18 protein-coding genes, 1 tRNA gene and 1 pseudogene are annotated in these 17,034 nt (G+C 72.6%); 6 read left to right on the top strand and 14 right to left on the bottom strand.

From position 1 onward, the window contains the following. Positions 1–3: 3 nt before the first annotated feature. Positions 4–180 (bottom strand): annotated as a pseudogene (locus BM385_RS28400) (hypothetical protein); the annotation flags it as partial. 198 nt (positions 181–378) lie between these two features. Here BM385_RS28400 and BM385_RS19220 point away from each other — a divergent pair. From BM385_RS19220 to BM385_RS28270, 5 genes are all read left to right on the top strand, one after another. Next, entirely contained in the window at positions 379–795 is a 417-nt protein-coding gene (locus tag BM385_RS19220) for an ester cyclase (RefSeq protein WP_093843824.1), read from the top strand. Positions 796–1,338: 543 nt separating this feature from the next. Next, a complete protein-coding gene (locus BM385_RS19215; protein WP_093843823.1) occupies positions 1,339–2,235 on the top strand; it encodes an alpha/beta fold hydrolase in 897 nt (298 codons plus the stop codon). An 805-nt stretch (positions 2,236–3,040) separates the two neighbouring features. Then, complete coding sequence (locus BM385_RS19205) at positions 3,041–3,709, top strand: thiamine pyrophosphate-binding protein (RefSeq protein WP_246338340.1); 669 nt, start codon at positions 3,041–3,043, stop codon at positions 3,707–3,709. Between the two features lie 46 nt (positions 3,710–3,755). After that, positions 3,756–4,658 (top strand): transketolase family protein, encoded by a 903-nt coding sequence (locus BM385_RS19200; RefSeq protein WP_093843821.1) that lies wholly within the window; start codon positions 3,756–3,758, stop codon positions 4,656–4,658. Positions 4,659–5,202: 544 nt separating this feature from the next. Beyond that, the gene (locus tag BM385_RS28270; protein WP_093843820.1) at positions 5,203–5,484 is read left to right on the top strand and encodes a MerR family transcriptional regulator; all 282 of its coding nucleotides are present in this window, start codon (positions 5,203–5,205) and stop codon (positions 5,482–5,484) included. Positions 5,485–5,588: 104 nt separating this feature from the next. On the opposite strand, the gene BM385_RS19190 is transcribed toward BM385_RS28270, so the two are convergent. Beyond that, positions 5,589–5,670: transfer RNA gene (locus BM385_RS19190), tRNA-Tyr, on the bottom strand. 150 nt (positions 5,671–5,820) lie between these two features. Between BM385_RS19190 and BM385_RS19185 the strand changes: the two genes are divergently transcribed. Beyond that, positions 5,821–6,309: a YajQ family cyclic di-GMP-binding protein gene (locus BM385_RS19185; protein WP_019435845.1), complete on the top strand. Its 489-nt coding sequence runs from the start codon at positions 5,821–5,823 to the stop codon at positions 6,307–6,309. Positions 6,310–6,333: 24 nt separating this feature from the next. Here the strand turns inward: BM385_RS19185 and BM385_RS19180 are convergent, their stop codons facing one another. From BM385_RS19180 to BM385_RS19125, 12 genes are all read right to left on the bottom strand, one after another. Further along, complete coding sequence (locus tag BM385_RS19180) at positions 6,334–6,741, bottom strand: YccF domain-containing protein (protein ID WP_019435846.1); 408 nt, start codon at positions 6,739–6,741, stop codon at positions 6,334–6,336. A 12-nt stretch (positions 6,742–6,753) separates the two neighbouring features. Continuing rightward, positions 6,754–7,614, bottom strand: a complete 861-nt coding sequence (htpX, locus tag BM385_RS19175; protein ID WP_019435847.1) for a zinc metalloprotease HtpX — start codon at positions 7,612–7,614, stop codon at positions 6,754–6,756. 135 nt (positions 7,615–7,749) lie between these two features. Beyond that, complete coding sequence (locus BM385_RS19170; protein WP_093843819.1) at positions 7,750–9,240, bottom strand: NADH-quinone oxidoreductase subunit N; 1,491 nt, start codon at positions 9,238–9,240, stop codon at positions 7,750–7,752. Then, the gene (locus BM385_RS19165; RefSeq protein WP_093843818.1) at positions 9,237–10,790 is read right to left on the bottom strand and encodes a complex I subunit 4 family protein; all 1,554 of its coding nucleotides are present in this window, start codon (positions 10,788–10,790) and stop codon (positions 9,237–9,239) included. Before BM385_RS19165 ends, BM385_RS19170 begins: the two co-directional genes overlap by 4 nt. A 10-nt stretch (positions 10,791–10,800) precedes the next feature. Then, positions 10,801–12,705 carry an NADH-quinone oxidoreductase subunit 5 family protein gene (locus BM385_RS19160; RefSeq protein WP_019435850.1) on the bottom strand — a complete coding sequence of 635 codons (1,905 nt, stop codon included), beginning with the start codon at positions 12,703–12,705 and terminating at the stop codon, positions 10,801–10,803. Then, entirely contained in the window at positions 12,702–13,025 is a 324-nt protein-coding gene (nuoK, locus tag BM385_RS19155) for an NADH-quinone oxidoreductase subunit NuoK (protein WP_026047789.1), read from the bottom strand. The genes BM385_RS19160 and nuoK overlap by 4 nt, the downstream gene beginning before the upstream one ends. Before the next feature lie 5 nt (positions 13,026–13,030). Beyond that, a complete protein-coding gene (locus BM385_RS19150) occupies positions 13,031–13,528 on the bottom strand; it encodes an NADH-quinone oxidoreductase subunit J family protein (protein ID WP_093843817.1) in 498 nt (165 codons plus the stop codon). Further along, the gene (locus tag BM385_RS19145) at positions 13,525–14,049 is read right to left on the bottom strand and encodes a NuoI/complex I 23 kDa subunit family protein (protein ID WP_019435853.1); all 525 of its coding nucleotides are present in this window, start codon (positions 14,047–14,049) and stop codon (positions 13,525–13,527) included. The genes BM385_RS19150 and BM385_RS19145 overlap by 4 nt, the downstream gene beginning before the upstream one ends. After that, positions 14,046–15,005 (bottom strand): complex I subunit 1/NuoH family protein, encoded by a 960-nt coding sequence (locus BM385_RS19140; RefSeq protein ID WP_019435854.1) that lies wholly within the window; start codon positions 15,003–15,005, stop codon positions 14,046–14,048. The genes BM385_RS19145 and BM385_RS19140 overlap by 4 nt, the downstream gene beginning before the upstream one ends. Beyond that, positions 15,005–16,216 (bottom strand): NADH-quinone oxidoreductase subunit C, encoded by a 1,212-nt coding sequence (locus tag BM385_RS19135; RefSeq protein WP_093843816.1) that lies wholly within the window; start codon positions 16,214–16,216, stop codon positions 15,005–15,007. Before BM385_RS19135 ends, BM385_RS19140 begins: the two co-directional genes overlap by 1 nt. Beyond that, entirely contained in the window at positions 16,213–16,758 is a 546-nt protein-coding gene (locus BM385_RS19130; protein WP_019435789.1) for an NADH-quinone oxidoreductase subunit B, read from the bottom strand. The genes BM385_RS19135 and BM385_RS19130 overlap by 4 nt, the downstream gene beginning before the upstream one ends. Beyond that, positions 16,749–17,034 (bottom strand): NADH-quinone oxidoreductase subunit A (locus tag BM385_RS19125; RefSeq protein WP_093843815.1); only part of this gene is annotated, 286 nt, incomplete at its 5' end. The genes BM385_RS19130 and BM385_RS19125, both read right to left, overlap by 10 nt.

Genomic DNA, 17,034 nt, shown 5'->3' with positions numbered 1-17,034 from the left:
GGCGTCCGTCAGCTGCCCGAGCAGGTCCGCGATGTCCCGGGCCACCTCGTCCGGGCGCACCCCGTGCGCCCGGGCGAGCCGGCCGGCGACCTCCTCGGGCCGCGCCCCGTTCAGCAGATCGCGCAGCACGGCGCCCCGGATGTCGTCGTCCGGCCGGCCCGCCGGGGGTGGACTGCTCATGGCGAACCGATGCCCGCGGCGCTGCCGCATGACGCGGCAAACCACCCCTTCTGACGGCGCGGAGGCGAAACCTTCCACAAACCCCCGGAACGAGCGCCCCACCGTACGGGGGAATCCGTCCCACGGACCCCGGGCCGCCCCCGTACCGCCCTAGCCTGGAACCGTCCACCGCTCACCACCGCACCCGGCGGAGGCGTCATGCCGTCCACGAAGGCCCTGGCCCGGCGTTTCCTCGAGGAGACCGAGCACCGCGACCGGCTGGCCGCGTACGACGAACTCTGCACCGAGGACTACCGGGAACACGACCCGGCCATGCCGGAGGAGACGGTGGACCTGGCCGGGGCCCGGCGGATCTACCAGGAGGTGCTGACGGCGTTCGCGCTCCGGCACACCCCGGAGAGCCTGATCGCCGAGGACGACCTGGTGGCGTCCCGGTTCACGGTGCGCGGCCGGCACGTCGGCGCGTACCAGGGCTTCCCGCCCAGCGGCCTGACCTTCGCGGTGGGCGGGCAGGTCACCCTGCGCTTTGTGGACCGACGCAGAATCGCCGAGGCCTGGTTCAACTGGGACTTCGACGGCGCCCTGGAACAACTCCGCCCCCCGGCCGCCGCCTAGCCCCGCAGGACGCGCAGCACCGCCGGGCCGGTGCCCAGGTGCACACACTCCGTCCGCGGTGGCCGGGGGCCGTCAACGAGCGGCGCACCGGGTGACAAGGAATCCGCGCGGTGCTTTCCGCTCGGACAGCGGCTCCACCGGACGGGCGATCCCTGGCCATGGTAGGTTTTCCAGCATGTCCTATATGTTCGTGCGTCGCCGCACCGCCTGAGACGTCTGCCGCCGCAGTCGCTCAGCGACCGGCGCCGGCCGAGGAACCCGCGGAAGACCACCGTGTCCCACGGCACTGCCCCGCGGGTGTCACCCGGCCCTGAACGTCTCCGCGCACCCTTGCCGGTAAGCGCATCCACCTCGCGTGTTCGCCCCTGACCAGGTGGCCGACGCCGATCGACCGCTGCCGTCATCCTGTGTGCGCCCGGCTACTGAACGTGCTGCGCCTGGCGACAGGCGTACCCGTTTCTCTCTCGACTCCGGCGGCGCATCCGTCGGCAACAGCTCTTCAGCTGTGCCCGCTGCGCCGCCACCGGACATAGGACCAACCTCATGACATCCGCATCCAGCAACTCTCCCCGTCCGCGCCGGGCCCGCGAGGCCAACGCGACGTTCGTGCTCGTGCACGGCGTGTGCACCAGCTCGTTCATGTGGGCTCCCATCCAGCGCGAACTGGCGCTGCTCGGGCACCGCAGCTTCGCCGTGGACCTGCCGGGCCACGGCTTCGACGCGCAGTACTCCGCCGCCTACCAGGCCCCGCAGGACCTCGACGCGTGGGCGACCGAACCGTCCGCACTGGCCGGGGTCACCCTGCAGGACAACGTCGACATGGTCGTCGACGTCGTCCGGCGGGTGGCCGAGCACGGTCCGGTGGTCCTGGTGGGCGCCAGCCTCGGCGGGACCACCATCACCGGGGTGGGCAACACGATCCCCGACCTGGTGGACCGGCTCGTCTACATCTCCGGCTGGTCGTGCGTGGCACGCCCCAACCCCATCGCCTACATGCAGGAACCCGAGTTCGCGGACAACCTGATGGCCCCGCTCGCCGCACTGAACGTCGGCGATCCCGCCGAACTCGGCGTCGGCCGGGCGAACTACCGCACCGCCGACCCGGTCATGCTGGCCGGCCTCAAAGCGGCGATGATGGCGGACAGCACCGATGACCAGTTCCGGGCCTTCCTCAACATCCTGCAGCCGGACGAGTCCCTGGCGGTGATGATGTCCGACGCCCGCGCCCACGCGGACACCTGGGGCACCATCGCCCGCTCCTACATCCGCCTCACCGAGGACCGATCGCTTCCCGTGGCCATGCAGGACCGCCTGATCGCCGAAGCCAACGCGCTGACGCCCGGCAACCCGTACGACGTACACACGCTGGCCACCAGCCACGTCGGGTTCCTGCTCCAGCCGGCGGAAGTGGCCGGCATCCTCGACCAGCTGACCATCTGACCCGAATGGAACAAACCACCGTGTAGTGCAGGGGGTGGGGCAGCCCGGCTGCCCCACCCCCTGCAAGACCCTGCGCACTCGCCACGGACTGCGCTCCCGCGGTCACCCGTACCTCGGCAGGGCGGCCACGACCGTCCGTGAGCCGGGAAGGACAGGGCAGCAAGAGGGCTTCGAGCAGTTCCCGGGCTGCCTCTGCGGTGACTGTCACGTCCGGCAGCTCCGGGCCACCGACCCGCCGAGTCAGCCGGTCGGCCAGGTTGCCGTCGGCTTCCCTCGTGAGTGCGGCACCATTTCGCTGTCCCTCCTGCTCGCCGCAGTTGGGTATCGAGCGAACGGTGGGGTCCTCCCCGACGATCTGGCTGCGGCGGTCGAGCCACTGGTCGCCGGCCTGCGCGTGGAATCCCTCAGCGGCCATCCGGACTTGCGGGGACGGCCGGTCGACGACATCCGGTATGCGCTGATCGGCCGCCTCTGATCCCCTTCTGCCGAACGCGAACGGCCACGGGCTCGCCGCTGGGTCTCGTCCTCTGCGACCTTCTGCCGTTGTCGTACAGCCCCCGTTGGCGTGAGGGTGACAGCAACGGCGAAGTCGGTCCGCGAGACTGCACGGTCCGCGCGCAGGCGGTACCGAGCCAGCGTTCGCCCGCGCGAGCGGGGCGTGGCCCGCCGACCTCGTCCGTCCTGCGGCCTTCCGCGACGCATTGACTTCAACCGCACTTGAAGTTTTACCGTACTGACCATGACGAACGCGATCAGGACGCAGACGGAGAACGGTGCCGCCGGGTCCGGGGAGCCGGCCTCCCTGATGGGGCTGATGACGGGGGCCGAGAAGCACGGCCCGGCCGCGACGTCCACACTCGACGCGCTGTGGGTCCTCTACGACCGGGTGCTGCGTGTCTCCCCCGGAACCGTGGACGATCCGGGGCGGGACCGGTTCCTGCTCTCCAAGGGGCACGGCCCGATGGCCTACTACGCGGTCCTCGCCGCCAAGGGCTTCTTCCCCAGCACGTGGCTGCCGGACTTCGGTACGTACGACTCCCCGCTCGGACACCACCCGGACCGCACGCTCGTCCCGGGCGCCGAGATCGGCAGCGGTTCGCTGGGACACGGCCTGCCGCTGGCCGTCGGCACGGCGCTGGGACTGCGGGCCCAGGGGCTCGACGACCCGGCGGTGTGGGTGCTGGTCGGCGACGCCGAACTGGACGAGGGCAGCAATCACGAGGCCATCGCCTACGCCGGCGCCACCGGGCTGTCCCGGCTGCACACGCTGGTCATCGACAACTCCTCCGCCACGCACGGCTGGCACGGCGGGATCGCCGCGCAGTTCGAGGCCGCCGGATGGTCGGCGGTGACGGTGAACGGCCGCGATCACCAGGCGCTGTACGAGGCGTTCACCGCCCCGCACCCGGGACGCCCGCACGCGGTGGTCGCCCAGGTGGAGCCCAAGGGCACCGCCGTACCCAAGGTGTCCTGAGGACCCCGCGCCCCCGCCCCACGACCTTCCACGAGAGGACTTTCCCATGGACACCATGCGTGAGCGCTTCACCGCGGTCGCGTCCCGGCTGCTCGACGAGGACCCGCGCCTCGCCGTCGTACTCGCCGAGATCAGCCTGGACGGCTTCGCCCAGGCACGGGCCCGGCACCCGGACCGGGTGGTGAACGTCGGCATCAGGGAACAGCTGCTCGTCGGGGTGGGCGGCGGGCTGGCCCTCACCGGCCTGCGCCCGATCATGCACACCTTCGCCAGCTTCCTGGTGGAACGCCCCTTCGAGCAGGTGAAGCTGGACCTCGGCCACCAGGGCGTGGGCGGCGTGCTGGTGAGCGCGGCCGGCTCGTACGACTGGCCCGCCGGCGGCTTCACCCACATGTCGCCGGGCGACGTGGCCCTGCTGGACAGCCTGGACGGCTGGACCGTCCATGTCCCCGGCCACCCGGACGAGGCCGAGACCCTGCTGCGGCACGCCGTGGCCGCCGGGGACGACAAGGTCTACCTCCGGCTGTCCGAACAGACCAACCAGGAGCCCCGTACGGTCGACGGTGCCCGCTTCCTGACCCTGCGTCAGGGGCGCGGCGGCGTGGTCGTGGCGGTCGGCCCGATGCTGGAGAACGTGCTCGACGCCGTGTCCGGCCTGGACGTGACGGTGCTGTACGCGACGACCGTACGCCCCTTCGACACGGCCGCCCTCCGCACCGCCGTGGGGGCCGCCGACGCCGCGGACGTGGTGGTCGTGGAGCCGTACCACGAGGGCACCTCGACCCGGCAGGTGAACGACGCGCTGACCGACGTGCCCCACCGCGTGCTCGGCCTCGGCGTCGGCCGGCGGGAGTTGCGCCGCTACGGACAGCTCCACGAGCACCTGGCCGGACACGGCCTGGACCCGCGGAGCCTGCGCCGACGGATCACCGGCTTCCTGGGGCGGTGAACAACGGCGGACAGGACCGCCCGCCGGCGGACCGGCAGGTGGCCCCCGACCGCGGGGCCACCTGCCGGCTCGGCACGGAAGTCCTTCGGTTCCTCGCGGATCAGGACACCGGCGCCGGGGCCTCCGACTCCTGAGCGGGGCGCCCGGCCGGGAGGCGCTGTCGCGGAACGGAATCCAGGAGACAGAATCCGGCCCCGTTCTCCGCACGGCACCGAAGGGTTCCGGCGGAACGTGATGGAGCGATCTGTGGCGGTGGCGGGCGCGGTCCGCGGACCGGGCGGCACGCCAGCATCCACAATCTGTGGATGACGGCACTGACGCAGGGGCACCGCGCCGCGATCCGGCCATCGGCACGTGAGCCGTTCAGCCCGCACCGGATGGAACGTCGACGAGCTCGGGGCGGATCGGCCGTACCGCGGCCGTCGGTGCGCCAGGCCGACCGCGCCGACACGCCGCAGACCCGGGTCGAACTGCCCTGTCCCTGCGGGTGACGCGACGTGCACGGTGGGCACCATCGTGCGCGGGGCAGCCGGAGGGGTGAACCGTGCGGATCGGGGAACTGGCCGCCGCATCAGGGGTTTCGACGCGGGCCCTCCGTGACGCGGGCCTCAAGGCCGACAACATCCGCCGGCTCACCGCGTGTCTCGACGAAGAGAACATCGACCACATCCCCACCTGCATGGAGGCCTACGCCCTCTACGAGCGGCGCCTCCAGGTCGTCCGCGCCCAGCTGGCGGCACTGACGGAGGTGGAGAGCAGGCTGGAGGAGAAACTGGCGGACCTCCGCAACAACCCCCACCCCACCCGGACGGACCCCACCACCTGACCTCCGTCCCCACGGGCCCGCACCCTGCGACGGAGCCCGGCCGAGGGGGCCAACAAGTAAACCCCCGACCGCGTTTCCGCTGGTCGGGGGCTACTTTCCCAGTGTGGCGGCGCCAGGATTCGAACCTGGGAAGGCTGAGCCGGCAGATTTACAGTCTGCTCCCTTTGGCCGCTCGGGCACACCGCCTGGGGTTGTCGCGCGCTGGCGACGTCGTAAACGATACCTGATGGGTGGGGGTGGTCCGCCACTCGGTTGTTCGGAGGGGTGGGTGGTGCGGGGTGACTAGGCTGAGCTGGTCCAGCCCAGACGATCTAGCCATCAGGAGCCAGTGAGACCATGGCCGACTCCAGTTTCGACATCGTTTCGAAGGTCGACCGGCAGGAGGTCGACAACGCCCTCAACCAGGCCGCCAAGGAGGTGTCCCAGCGCTACGACTTCAAGGGCGTGGGCGCGTCCATCGCCTGGTCCGGGGAGAAGATCGAGATCCGCGCGAACGCCGAGGAGCGGGCGAGCGCCGTGCTCGACATCTTCCAGTCCAAGCTCGTCAAGCGCGGCATCTCGCTGAAGGCGCTGGACTCCGGGGAGCCGCAGCCCTCCGGCAAGGAGTACAAGATCTTCTCCACCATCAAGGAGGGGATCAGCACCGAGGACGCCAAGAAGGTCGCCAAGCTCATCCGCGACGAGGGCCCCAAGGGGGTCAAGGCGCAGGTGCAGGGCGAGGAGCTGCGGGTCTCCTCCAAGAGCCGGGACGCCCTCCAGGAGGTGCAGCGGCTCGTGAAGGAGCGCGACTTCGACTTCGCGGTCCAGTTCGTCAACTACCGCTGACGCGTCCGTGTGCGCCCGCCCCCGCTACTGCCAGCGGTAGTGGGGGTAGGCGTACGGGGCGTCCGTGCGGACCACTTCCTTGCCCAGCGGCATCAGCGAGACCGGCACCATCTTGAAGTGCGCGATGCCGAACGGGATGCCGATGATGGTCAGGCAGAAGCCGATGCCGGCGGCGATGTGGCCGAGGGTGATCCAGATGCCGGCCACGATCAGCCAGATGATGTTGCCCAGCGCCGAGGCCACCCCCGCGTCGTGGCGGTCGCGCACCGTATAGCCGAAGGGCCACAGCGCGTAGCCGGCGATCCGGAAGCAGGCGATGCCCCACGGGATCGTGATGATGAGGACGCAGCAAATGAGGCCGGCCACCGCGTAGCCGATCGCGAGCCACAGGCCGGAGAAGATCAGCCAGATGAGGTTGAGAAGAGTCCGCATCCGCCCATCGTCTCAGTAACGGCCGCCCGCCATGTGCTCAAGCCGGGCGATGCGTTCGGCCATCGGGGGGTGGGTGGCGAAGAGCCGGGACATGCCATCGCCGCGCCGGAAGGGGTTGGCGATCATCATGTGGCTGGCGGTGTTCAGCTGCGGCTCGGGGGGCAGCGGGGCCCGCTGGGTGCCCGTCTCCAGCTTGCGCAGCGCGCTGGCGAGGGCCAGTGGGTCGCCGGTGAGCCGGGCGCCGGAGGCGTCCGCCTCGTACTCGCGGGACCGGCTGACCGCGAGCTGGATCAGCGAGGCGGCGATCGGGCCGAGGATCATCATGAGGAGCATCGCGAAGAGGCCGGGGCCGTCCTCGTCGTCCCGGCCGAACGGGATGAGCCAGGCGAAGTTCACCAGGAAGACGATCACCGAGGCCATGGCGCCGGCCACGGAGGAGATGAGGATGTCGCGGTTGTAGACGTGGCTCAGCTCGTGGCCGATGACGCCGCGCAGCTCGCGTTCGTCCAGCAGCCGCAGGATGCCCTCGGTGCAGCACACGGCCGCATTGCGCGGGTTGCGGCCGGTGGCGAAGGCGTTTGGGGCCTCGGTCGGGGAGATGTAGAGCCGGGGCATCGGCTGCCGGGCGATCCCGGCCAGCTCGCGCACCATCCGGTACAGCTGCGGGGCCTCGAACTCGCTGACCGGGCGGGCGCGCATGGAGCGCAGGGCCAGCTTGTCGCTGTTCCAGTACGCGTAGCCGTTGGTGGCCAGTGCCACCAGCAGGGCGATCATCAGACCGGCGCGCCCGAAGAGACTGCCGATGAGCAGGATCAGCGCGGACATGCCGCCGAGGAGCGCGGCGGTACGCAGGCCGTTGTGCCGGCGGTGCACGGTGAGCCCTCCTGGTCGTGCTGAGCGGTGCTGAGCGGGGTGGATACCGGAGTTTCTCCCCTCACAGTGGACACCCCCGATGGGGACAACGCCACGCGCGCGGCATCCGTTCCCCGTACACGCACCGCCCGGTCGCTACAGCAGCGAGCCCGAGGTGAGGGTCAGGACGAGCTGCGGCAGGACGGAGAGGACCAGGGCCGCCAGCGCGGAGAGTCCGATCGCCAGCCGGACGGTGGGCGCCGGGGCCGGGGCCGGGGCCGGATCGGACGGCTCGTCCCGGCCGGTCCGTTCGAAGAGCAGCGCCGTCCAGCGCAGGTAGTAGAAGAGGGCGATGGCCACGTTGAGGGCCATGACCACGGCCAGCACCCCCAGGCCCGCCTCCACCGCCGCCGAGAACACCGCGACCTTGGCGAAGAGCCCGATCACCCCGGGCGGCAGCCCGGCCAGGCACAGCAGGAAGAAGCCGAGCGCCAGCGCCGCCCCCGGGTGCCGCCGGTACAGCCCCCGGTAGTCGGTGAGCCGGTGGCCGGGGTGCCGGCGCGCGAGGTGCGAGGCCACGGCGAACGCGCCGAGGTTCACCGCCGCGTACATGAGCGCGTACGCGACGGCCGCCCCGACCGCGCCCTCGGCGCCGTACGCGGCGGCGGCGAGCGGCACCAGCAGATAGCCCGCCTGGCCCACCGAGGACCAGGCCAGCAGCCGGACGGCGCTGTCCGGCGCCGCCGGGTCGGTGCGCAGCGCGGCCACGTTCCCGGCCGTCATGGTCAGCCCGGCCAGCACCGCGAGCACCGGGCCCCACAGCCCGCCGTAGCCGGGGAAGGCGAGGGTGGTGACGAGGATGAGTCCCGCGATCCCGGCCGTCTTGCTGACCACCGAGAGGTAGCCGGCCACCGGCAGCGGCGCCCCCGTGTAGGTGTCCTGGACCCAGAAGTGGAACGGCACCGCCGCCGTCTTGAACGCGAAGCCCACCAGGGTGAGCGCCACCCCGGCCTGGGCCAGCGTCGCCAGCCGGTCGTCCGCGGCCGGCAGCGCGGTGCCGATCGCGGAGAAGTGCAGCGAGCCGGCCGCCGCGTACACGAAGGACACCCCCAGCAGGGTGATCGCGGTGGCGGTGACCGAGGTGAGGAAGAACTTCAGCGCGGACTCCGGGCCGCGCCCGTCGCCGCGCCGCAGCGCCACCAGCGCGTACGCGGGCAGCGTCGTCACCTCCAGGGCGATGATCAGCGTGGCCAGGTCGCGCGAGGCCGGCAGCAGGGTGGCGCCGGCCGCCGAGGCCAGCAGCAGGAACCAGAACTCGCCCTGCGGCAGGTCCCGGTCCACCGGCTGTGCGAACAGCGCGGTGAGCAGGGCGCCGGCCAGCACCAGCAGCTGGACGACCAGCGCGAAGGTGTCCGCCGCGTACCCGCAGCCGCCGCCGTCCGGCAGGCAGAAGCTGGTGCGGTCCCCGGCCCGCAGCGGCAGCAGCGCGAGGCCGGCCAGCAGCAGCCCGGCGACCGTCATCGCGCCCAGCCATCCCTTGCGGGCGGCGGGCAGGAAGAGGTCGGCGACGAGTACGGCCACGGCGGTGACGGCCACCAGCGTGGGCGGGGCGATCGTCACCCAGTCGACGCTCTGGATGAGGTTCATCGGGCGACTCCCGGCAGGAGGTGCTGCACGGCGGGATCGGTGAGGTTCAGCACGAGCGCCGGCCACAGCCCGGCGGCCAGGGTGAGGACGGCCAGCGGGGTGAACGCCGCGTACTCGTGGGCGCGCAGGTCGGGCAGCGGGGCCTCGTACGGGCCGGCCGGGCCCATGCACACCCGGCGCACCATCAGCAGCAGATAGGCGGCGGTGAGCAGGGTGCCGAGGCCGGCGAGGGCGAGGTAGGTGAGGTACGCGGGCCGGCTGAGTCCGTCGGCCGGGTGCCAGGCGCCGAGCATGGCCAGCAGTTCGCCCCAGAACCCGGCGAGCCCCGGCAGTCCGAGGGAGGCGATCGCCGCGAACGCCAGCAGGCCGCCCAGCCGCGGGGTCCGGCCGTACAGCGCGGCCCCGGCGGTGCCGGCCAGCGCGTCGAGGTCGGTGCGTCCGGTGCGTTCCCTGACCGCGCCGACCAGGAAGAACAGCAGGCCGGTGATGAGGCCGTGGGCCACGTTCGCGAACAGCGCGCCGTTGACGCCGGTGGCGGTGAGAGTGGAGATGCCGAGCAGCACGAAGCCCATGTGGCCGACGGAGGAGTAGGCGATGAGCCGTTTGAGGTCGCCGCCCGCTCGGGTGCGCACCAGGGCGAGGCAGGCGAGGGAGCCGTAGATGATGCCGGTGACGGCGAAGGCGGCCAGGTAGGGGGCGAAGGTGTGCATGCCGTCCGGTGCGATGGGCAGCGCGATCCGGACCAGCCCGTAGGTGCCCATCTTCAGCAGCACCCCGGCGAGCAGCACCGAGCCGGTGGTCGGGGCGGCGGTGTGGGCGTCGGGCAGCCAGCTGTGCAGCGGCCACATCGGGGTCTTCACCGCCAGCCCGAGACCGATGGCGAGGACGGCGATCAGCTGGGTGGAGTGGGAGAGCCCGGCGCCGTGCGCCTCGGCGAGGGCCACCATGTCGAAGGTGCCGCCGCGTACGCCGATGAGCAGCAGCCCGAGCAGCATGACGACCGAGCCGGTGACCGTGTACAGCACGAACTTCCAGGCGGCCGGCTCGCGTCCGGCGCCGCCCCAGCGGGCGATGAGGAAGTACATCGGGATGAGGACGGTCTCGAACGCCAGGAAGAACAGCACCAGGTCCAGCGCCGCGAAGGTGGCCAGGGTGCCGCCTTCCAGGAGCAGCACGAGCGCGGTGTACGCGGCGGCGTTCTGCGGCCGGGTCGCGTAGGCGTACAGGGCGCACAGGAAGCCGAGCAGCGCGGTGAGGACCACCAGGGGCAGCGAGATGCCGTCCACGCCGAGGTGCAGCCGGATGCCGAGCGCCGGGATCCACGGCAGGTCGGTGGTGGCCTGCATCCGGCCCGGGTCGTCGTGGTCGAAGACCGCCAGCAGCGCGATCGCGGCGGCGAGCACGGCGCCGGTGACGGTCACGCCGTGGCGCAGCACCGCCTGCTCGGGGGAGCTGCCGCGCAGCCCGGGCGGGGCGGGCAGCAGGGCGGCGGCGGAGCCGAGGAGCGGGAGGACGACGAGGGCGGCGAGGAGCGCCTGGGCGGTGGTCATGTCGGTGGGCTCACTCTCCGGCGGCGACGAGGACGGCGGCGAGGGCCAGGACCAGGGCGCCGCCGATCAGGGCGGCCAGGTACGTCTGGACGTTGCCGGTCTGGGCGCGGCGGGTGAGTGTGCCCAGCAGCCCGGGGGCGGTGGCGGCGCCGCGTACGTAGGTGTCGATGACGGTGCGGTCCAGGAACCGCACCAGGCCGGCGGCGGCCCGGACGGGGCGGACGACCAGGGCCCGGTAGGCGGTGTCCAAGCCGAACCCGGCGCGGGCGGGGCCGGCGAGCGGGCCGAGGAGGGCGGGCCCGGGGTCGGTGGCGGCGTCCGTCTCGTAGGCGCGCCGCCAGCCCGCGTACATCAGGATGCCGCCGACCAGGGCGACGCCGGTAGCCAGGACGGAGGTGGTGAGGGTGGGGGCGAGCGAGCCGCCGTCGAGCCAGTCGGGCAGTACCCGGTAGGTGAGGCCGAGGAGCAGGGCGGGGACGGCGAGGAGCCACAGCACGGCGGTCATCACGGGGGTGCTGTGTTCGTGGACGACGGTGGCCGGCAGCGGTTCGGGGCGGGCATGCACCGGGTCGTGGAAGGTGACCAGCCACAGCCGGGCGGCGTAGGCGGCGGTGAGGAGCGCGGTGACCAGGGCGGCGACCAGGACGATCCAGCCGGCGGCGGTGCCCTCGTCGAGGGCGGCGTGCTCGGCGGCGCCGATGACGGCTTCCTTGGAGAAGAAGCCGGCGAACGGGGGGATGGCGGCCAGGGCGAGCAGTCCGACGGTCATGGTCCAGTACGCGTCGGGGGCGCGTTCCTTCAGGCCGCGCAGCCGGGAGAGGGCGCGCAGCGAGCCGGTGCCGGCGGTGTGGATGACGACGCCGGCGGCGAGGAAGAGCAGGGCCTTGAACGCGCCGTGGGTGAGGAGGTGGAAGACGGCGGCCTCGCGGTTGCCGACGGCCAGGGCGCCGGTCATCAGGCCGAGCTGGCCGATGGTGGAGTAGGCGAGTATCCGTTTGATGTCGTCCTGGGCGAGGGCGGCGAGCGCCGAGCCGGCCATGGTGAGGGCGGCCATGACGGCGAGCACGGTGAGGGCGGCGGTGGAGGCGGTGAAGACCGGCAGCAGCCGGGCGACGACGTACACGCCGGCGGCGACCATGGTGGCGGCGTGGATCAGCGCGGAGGCGGGGGTGGGGCCCGCCATGGCATCCGGCAGCCAGGTGTGCAGCGGGACCTGCGCGGACTTGCCGGCGACGCCGGCCAGCAGGAGCAGCGCGACGAGGGTGGGGTGGGCGAGTTCGAAGGAGGAGAGGGAGGAGGTGAGGCGGGTGACGATGGTGGAGATGCGGAAGCTGCCGGCGTCGGAGGCGAGGGCCAGGATGCCGATGAGGAACGGTACGTCGCCCAGCTTGGTGACGAGGAACGCCTTGAGCGAGGCGGCGCGGGCGGCGGGGGTCTCCCAGTAGTGGCCGACGAGGAAGTAGGAGCAGATGCCCATCACTTCCCAGCCCACCAGCAGGACGATGAGGTCGTCGGTGTAGACGACCAGCAGCATGGCGGCGGTGAAGAGGGAGACGAGCGCGGCGTAGGAGGGGTAGCGCCGGTCGCCGCGCAGATAGCCGGTGGAGTACAGCTGGACGCAGCCGGCGACCACCGCGACCAGGACGCCGACGAGGACGGCGAACCCGTCCAGGCGCAGCGCGAGGTCGATGGGGAGCGCGGCGTTGCCGGTGGGGGTGAGCGGGTGCGCGGCGGTCACCGGGTCGCCGCCGCCCTGCCGCAGCGCGACGTACACGGCGAGCGCGGCGGCGGCCAGGGTGGGCAGGACGGCGAGCGGCTGGACGAAGCCGGGGGCGCGGCGCCCGGTGAGGAGGATCAGCGCGGCGGCCAGGGCGGGCAGCAGGGGGACGAGGACTGCGGCGGTCGTAACGGTCACTGGGCCTTCTCCCGGCGCTCCCCCGTTTCGCGCAACTGGTCAACGGAGGAGACGCCGCGGTTGCGGTAGACGAGCAGCACGATGGCGAGGCCGATGCCGATCTCGGCGGCGGCGAGGGCGATGAGGAAGAGGGTGAAGACCTGCCCGGAGTGGAGGGTGTCGCGCAGCCAGACGTCGAAGGCGACGAGGTTCAGCATCACGGCGGCGAGCATCAGTTCGACCGACATGAGGACGAGGATCGCGTTGCGGCGCGCCAGCACCCCGTACAGGCCCACGCAGAACAGCAGCACGGCGACCAGCGCCGGGTAGAGCAGATGCAGTTCCATCAGCGGCGCTCCCGGGAGACGACGACGGCGCCGATCAGCGCGGCCAGCAGGAGCACGGACAGCGCCTCGAACGGCAGGACCCAGTGCGTGAACAGGCTCTGCCCGATGGCCTCGCTGCGGCCGTGCGGGGCATCCAGGTCGATCACCTCGCCGCGGAAGGCGTCCGCGACGAGGACGACGAGCGCGACGGCCGAGGCCCCGGCGACGGTGAGCGCCACCGGCCGGTTGCCGGAGTCGGCGTCCGGGGACGGGCCGATGGGCGCCTTGGTCAGCATCAGGCCGAACAGCAGCAGGACGACCACCGAGCCGAGGTAGATGAGGACCTGCACCCAGGCCACGAACTCGGCGGTCAGCAGCAGGTACTGGGCGGCGATGCCCCCGAGCGCCACCACCAGCCACAGGGCGGCGCGGACCAGCCGCCGGCTCGTCACGCACAGCACGGCGGCGCCGAGCACCACGACCGAGACGAGGAGGAAGATCACCTCCAGCAGGTTCACCGCTCGGCCCCCGCCTGCCGGTCGGCGGCCTTGCGGGCGGCGGCGATCTCCTTCGGCTCCTCGGCGGCGTCGGTGAGCGGCGGCGGCTCGGGCACCGTCCACATCCACTCCCGCAGCCGGTCGCGTTCGTGGGTGAGGTCGCGGATGTCGGTCTCCGCGTACTCGAACTCCGGGGACCAGAACAGCGCGTCGAACGGGCACACCTCGACACAGATCCCGCAGTACATGCACAGCGAGAAGTCGATCGCGAACCGGTCCAGGACGTTCCGGCTGCGCTCCCGGCCGCCGGGCGCGGCGGGCGGCAGCGTCTCCTTGTGCGAGTCGATGTAGATGCACCAGTCCGGGCACTCCCGGGCGCAGAGCATGCAGACCGTGCAGTTCTCCTCGAACAGCGCGATCACGCCCCGGCTGCGCGGCGGCAGTTCGGGCTGGGTCTCCGGGTAGTGCTGGGTGACCGAGCGCCGGGTCATGGTGCGCAGCGTGATCGCCAGCCCCTTGGCGAGGCCCGATCCGTAACTCATGAGATCACCACCGTGATGACGCCGGTCAGCGCGAGCTGCGCCAGGGCGAGGGGGACGAGGACCGTCCAGGCGAACGACTGGATCTGGTCGGCGCGCAGCCGCGGCCAGGCGACCCGGGCCCAGATGACGACGAAGCTGAGCGCGGCGGTCTTCAGCAGCATCCACAGCCAGCCGAGGGTGTCGGAGAACGGGCCGTGCCAGCCGCCGAGGAAGAGGACGGCGGTCAGCGCCGAGATGACGACGATGCCCGCGTACTCGGCGAGGAGGAAGAAGGCGAAGCGCAGCCCCGAGTACTCGGTGTACGCGCCGAAGATGATCTCCTCGGGCGCGATCGGGGCGTCGAACGGCGGGCGCTGGAGTTCGGCGAGGCCGGCCGTGAAGAACACGAACGCGCCGATCAGCTGCCACGGGATCCACCACCACTCGAAGGCGGCGAGGATCCCGGTGAGGGAGAGCGTGCCGGCCGCCATCGCGACGGAGGCGGCGGCCAGCAGGAGGGGCAGTTCGTACGCCATCAGCTGGGCGGCGGTGCGCAGCGCGCCGAGCAGTGAGTACTTGTTGGCGGAGGCCCAGCCGCCCATGAGCGAGCCGAGGATGCCGACGCCGAGGACGGCGAGGACGAAGAAGATGCCGGCGTCGACGACCTGGCCGACGGCGCCTCCGGGCCCGAGCGGGATGGCGACGACGACGATCAGGTACGGGATGAGGGCGAGCGCGGGCGCCAGCTGGAACACGCGGCGGTCGGCGCCCTCGGGGACGGTGTCCTCCTTCTGGACGAACTTCACCCCGTCCGCGACGAGTTGCGCCCAGCCGTGGAAGCCGCCGGCGTGCATCGGGCCGACGCGGCCCTGCATGTGCGCCATGACCTTGTGCTCCAGCTGGCCGACGAGGAGGGGCAGCAGGAGGAAGGCGACGAAGACGGCCGCCACGCGGACAGCCACGTCCAGCACGTCCATCAGCCGTCCCCTTCCCGGTCGGGGTCGGGGTTGCCGTCCTGGTCGTTGTGCCGGTCGCCGGCGCCGTCCCGGTCGCGGGCAGCGTCCCGGTCGCTATCCCGGTCGCGGCTCTCCGTGGCCGGGGGTTCTCCGGAAGCGGTACGCGCCTGCCCTGCACTCCCCTGTTCCCCGTCACGCGACCGCGGGGGTTCGGGGCCGTCCGCCGTCTCCGCCGCCGGGCCGCCGTCCGCGTCCGGTCCGAAGGCGGGGCGGGGGTCGTGCCACGGCGCGTCGCCGCCCCGGGGCCGGCGCCCGGGCGGGCGTGCCTCCTCGGCACCGGAGGTCTCCCCGCCGCCCGTGGCGGCCCGCTGGCTCGCGGAGCCGTCGGACGCGGACCGGCTGCGGCGCGGCCCGCGCGGCGTCTCGGAAGCCGCCGGCCCCTCGCCGCGCCGGCTCGCCGAACCCTCCGACGCCGACCGTGCCCGGCGCGGCGCCCGCGGCGCCTCCGGGGACGCCTCCGGCCCCTCGCCGCGCTGGCTCGCCGAGCCGCCGGTCGCCGAGCGGGTGCGGCGCGGCGGGCGCGCCGCGCCCTCCTCGCCGCCGGCCGCCGCGCCCCGGCGCGCCCCGCGCGCCGGCCGGGCGGGCGCCGCCGGGAGCTGCCCCTTCAGCGGACCCCACTCGTTCGGGTCGGGCACCCCGGGCGGCAGCGTCTGCCGCCGCTTCGGGCCGCCGTGCCCGGACTCGCCGGGCTCCTTCGCACCCGGCCACGCCTTGGCCACCCGCGCCGCGAGGACGAAGTCCTTGCGCAGCGGATGCCCCTCGAAGCTCTCCGGCAGCAGCAGCGGCTCCAGACCCGGGTGGCCGGGGAAGTCCACCCCGAACATCTCCCGCGTCTCCCGCTCGTGCCAGGACGCGCCCGCGTACACGCCGGTCGCGCTCGGAAGCGACGGCGCCTCGCGCGGCAGCAGCGTGCGCAGCAGCACCCCACGCGGCGGGGCGCCGAGCGCCACCACGTGCGCGCACACCCGGAAGCCGTCCGCGCCCTCGTCGACCGCGCTCAGCCAGTCGAAGAACGTGCAGCCCAGCTCGTCCCTGGCGATCCGCAGCGCCGCGAGCCAGCGCCCGGCCGGCACGTCCACGGTGCGCAGCCCGTACGCCTCGGACACCACCGCGTCCGCGCCGAACTCCCCGGTCTCCCCGGTCCCCGCCGCCCCGCCGACCGTTCCGCTCACCGCTCGACCAGTCCGCTCGTCAGCTCCGCCGCCGAGGCGCCCCGCCCCGGCCCGTACCGCTGCGCCGTCGACTCCTGCGCGATCTTCTCCTGGAGCTTCAGGATCCCCTGGAGCAGCGCCTCGGGCCGCGGCGGGCAGCCCGGCACGTACACATCGACCGGGATGATCTGGTCCACGCCCTTCGTCACGGCGTACGAGTCCCAGTACGGGCCGCCGCAGTTGGAGCACGCCCCGAACGAGATGACGTACTTCGGCTCCGGCATCTGCTCGTACAGCCGCTTCACGGCCGGCGCCATCTTGTCGGTCACCGTGCCCGACACCACCATCAGGTCGGCCTGGCGCGGCCCGGGCGCGAACGGGATGACGCCCAGCCGGATGAAGTCGTGCCGCGACATCGACGCGGCGATGAACTCGATGGCGCAGCAGGCGAGCCCGAAGTTGAACACCCACAGGCTGTAGCGGCGCCCCCAGTTGAGCACCACCTTCATCGGCTCGGGAGCCAGCCGCGCGAGGGCGCCGAGCTTCACGTTGCTCACGTCCACGTCAGGACCCCCTTCTTGTACGCGTACAGCAGCCCCACCGACAGGAAGCCCAGGAAGACGAACATCTCCACCAGCGTGGTGCCGCCGAAGCCCTCGCCCGCGAAGACCGTCGCCCACGGGAAGAGGAAGATCGCGTCCACCGCGAAGATGACGTAGAGGAAGGCGTAGAGGTAGTACCGCACCTGGGTGTGCGCCCAGCCCTCGCCGACCGGGTCCACCCCGCACTCGTACACCATGAGCTTCTCGGGGGTGGGCACCACCGGGCGCAGCAGCCGG

Source organism: Streptomyces harbinensis, assembly GCF_900116145.1.
Classification (GTDB): domain Bacteria; phylum Actinomycetota; class Actinomycetes; order Streptomycetales; family Streptomycetaceae; genus Streptomyces; species Streptomyces carpaticus.
Note: the sequence above shows the minus strand (reverse complement) of the source record. Positions and strands in the feature narration are given on the sequence as shown.

What these genes read in the sequence shown, in the direction of transcription:
- BM385_RS19145 (WP_019435853.1), bottom strand. Translation starts at nt 14,049, where the DNA reads ATGAGTTACGGATCGGGCCTCGCCAAGGGGCTGGCGATCACGCTGCGC.
- BM385_RS19170 (WP_093843819.1), bottom strand. Translation starts at nt 9,240, where the DNA reads ATGAACCTCATCCAGAGCGTCGACTGGGTGACGATCGCCCCGCCCACG.
- BM385_RS19165 (WP_093843818.1), bottom strand. Translation starts at nt 10,790, where the DNA reads ATGACCACCGCCCAGGCGCTCCTCGCCGCCCTCGTCGTCCTCCCGCTC.
- BM385_RS19185 (WP_019435845.1), top strand. Translation starts at nt 5,821, where the DNA reads ATGGCCGACTCCAGTTTCGACATCGTTTCGAAGGTCGACCGGCAGGAG.
- BM385_RS19215 (WP_093843823.1), top strand. Translation starts at nt 1,339, where the DNA reads ATGACATCCGCATCCAGCAACTCTCCCCGTCCGCGCCGGGCCCGCGAG.
- BM385_RS19140 (WP_019435854.1), bottom strand. Translation starts at nt 15,005, where the DNA reads ATGGACGTGCTGGACGTGGCTGTCCGCGTGGCGGCCGTCTTCGTCGCC.
- BM385_RS19180 (WP_019435846.1), bottom strand. Translation starts at nt 6,741, where the DNA reads ATGCGGACTCTTCTCAACCTCATCTGGCTGATCTTCTCCGGCCTGTGG.
- BM385_RS19200 (WP_093843821.1), top strand. Translation starts at nt 3,756, where the DNA reads ATGGACACCATGCGTGAGCGCTTCACCGCGGTCGCGTCCCGGCTGCTC.
- BM385_RS19220 (WP_093843824.1), top strand. Translation starts at nt 379, where the DNA reads ATGCCGTCCACGAAGGCCCTGGCCCGGCGTTTCCTCGAGGAGACCGAG.
- BM385_RS19205 (WP_246338340.1), top strand. Translation starts at nt 3,041, where the DNA reads ATGGGGCTGATGACGGGGGCCGAGAAGCACGGCCCGGCCGCGACGTCC.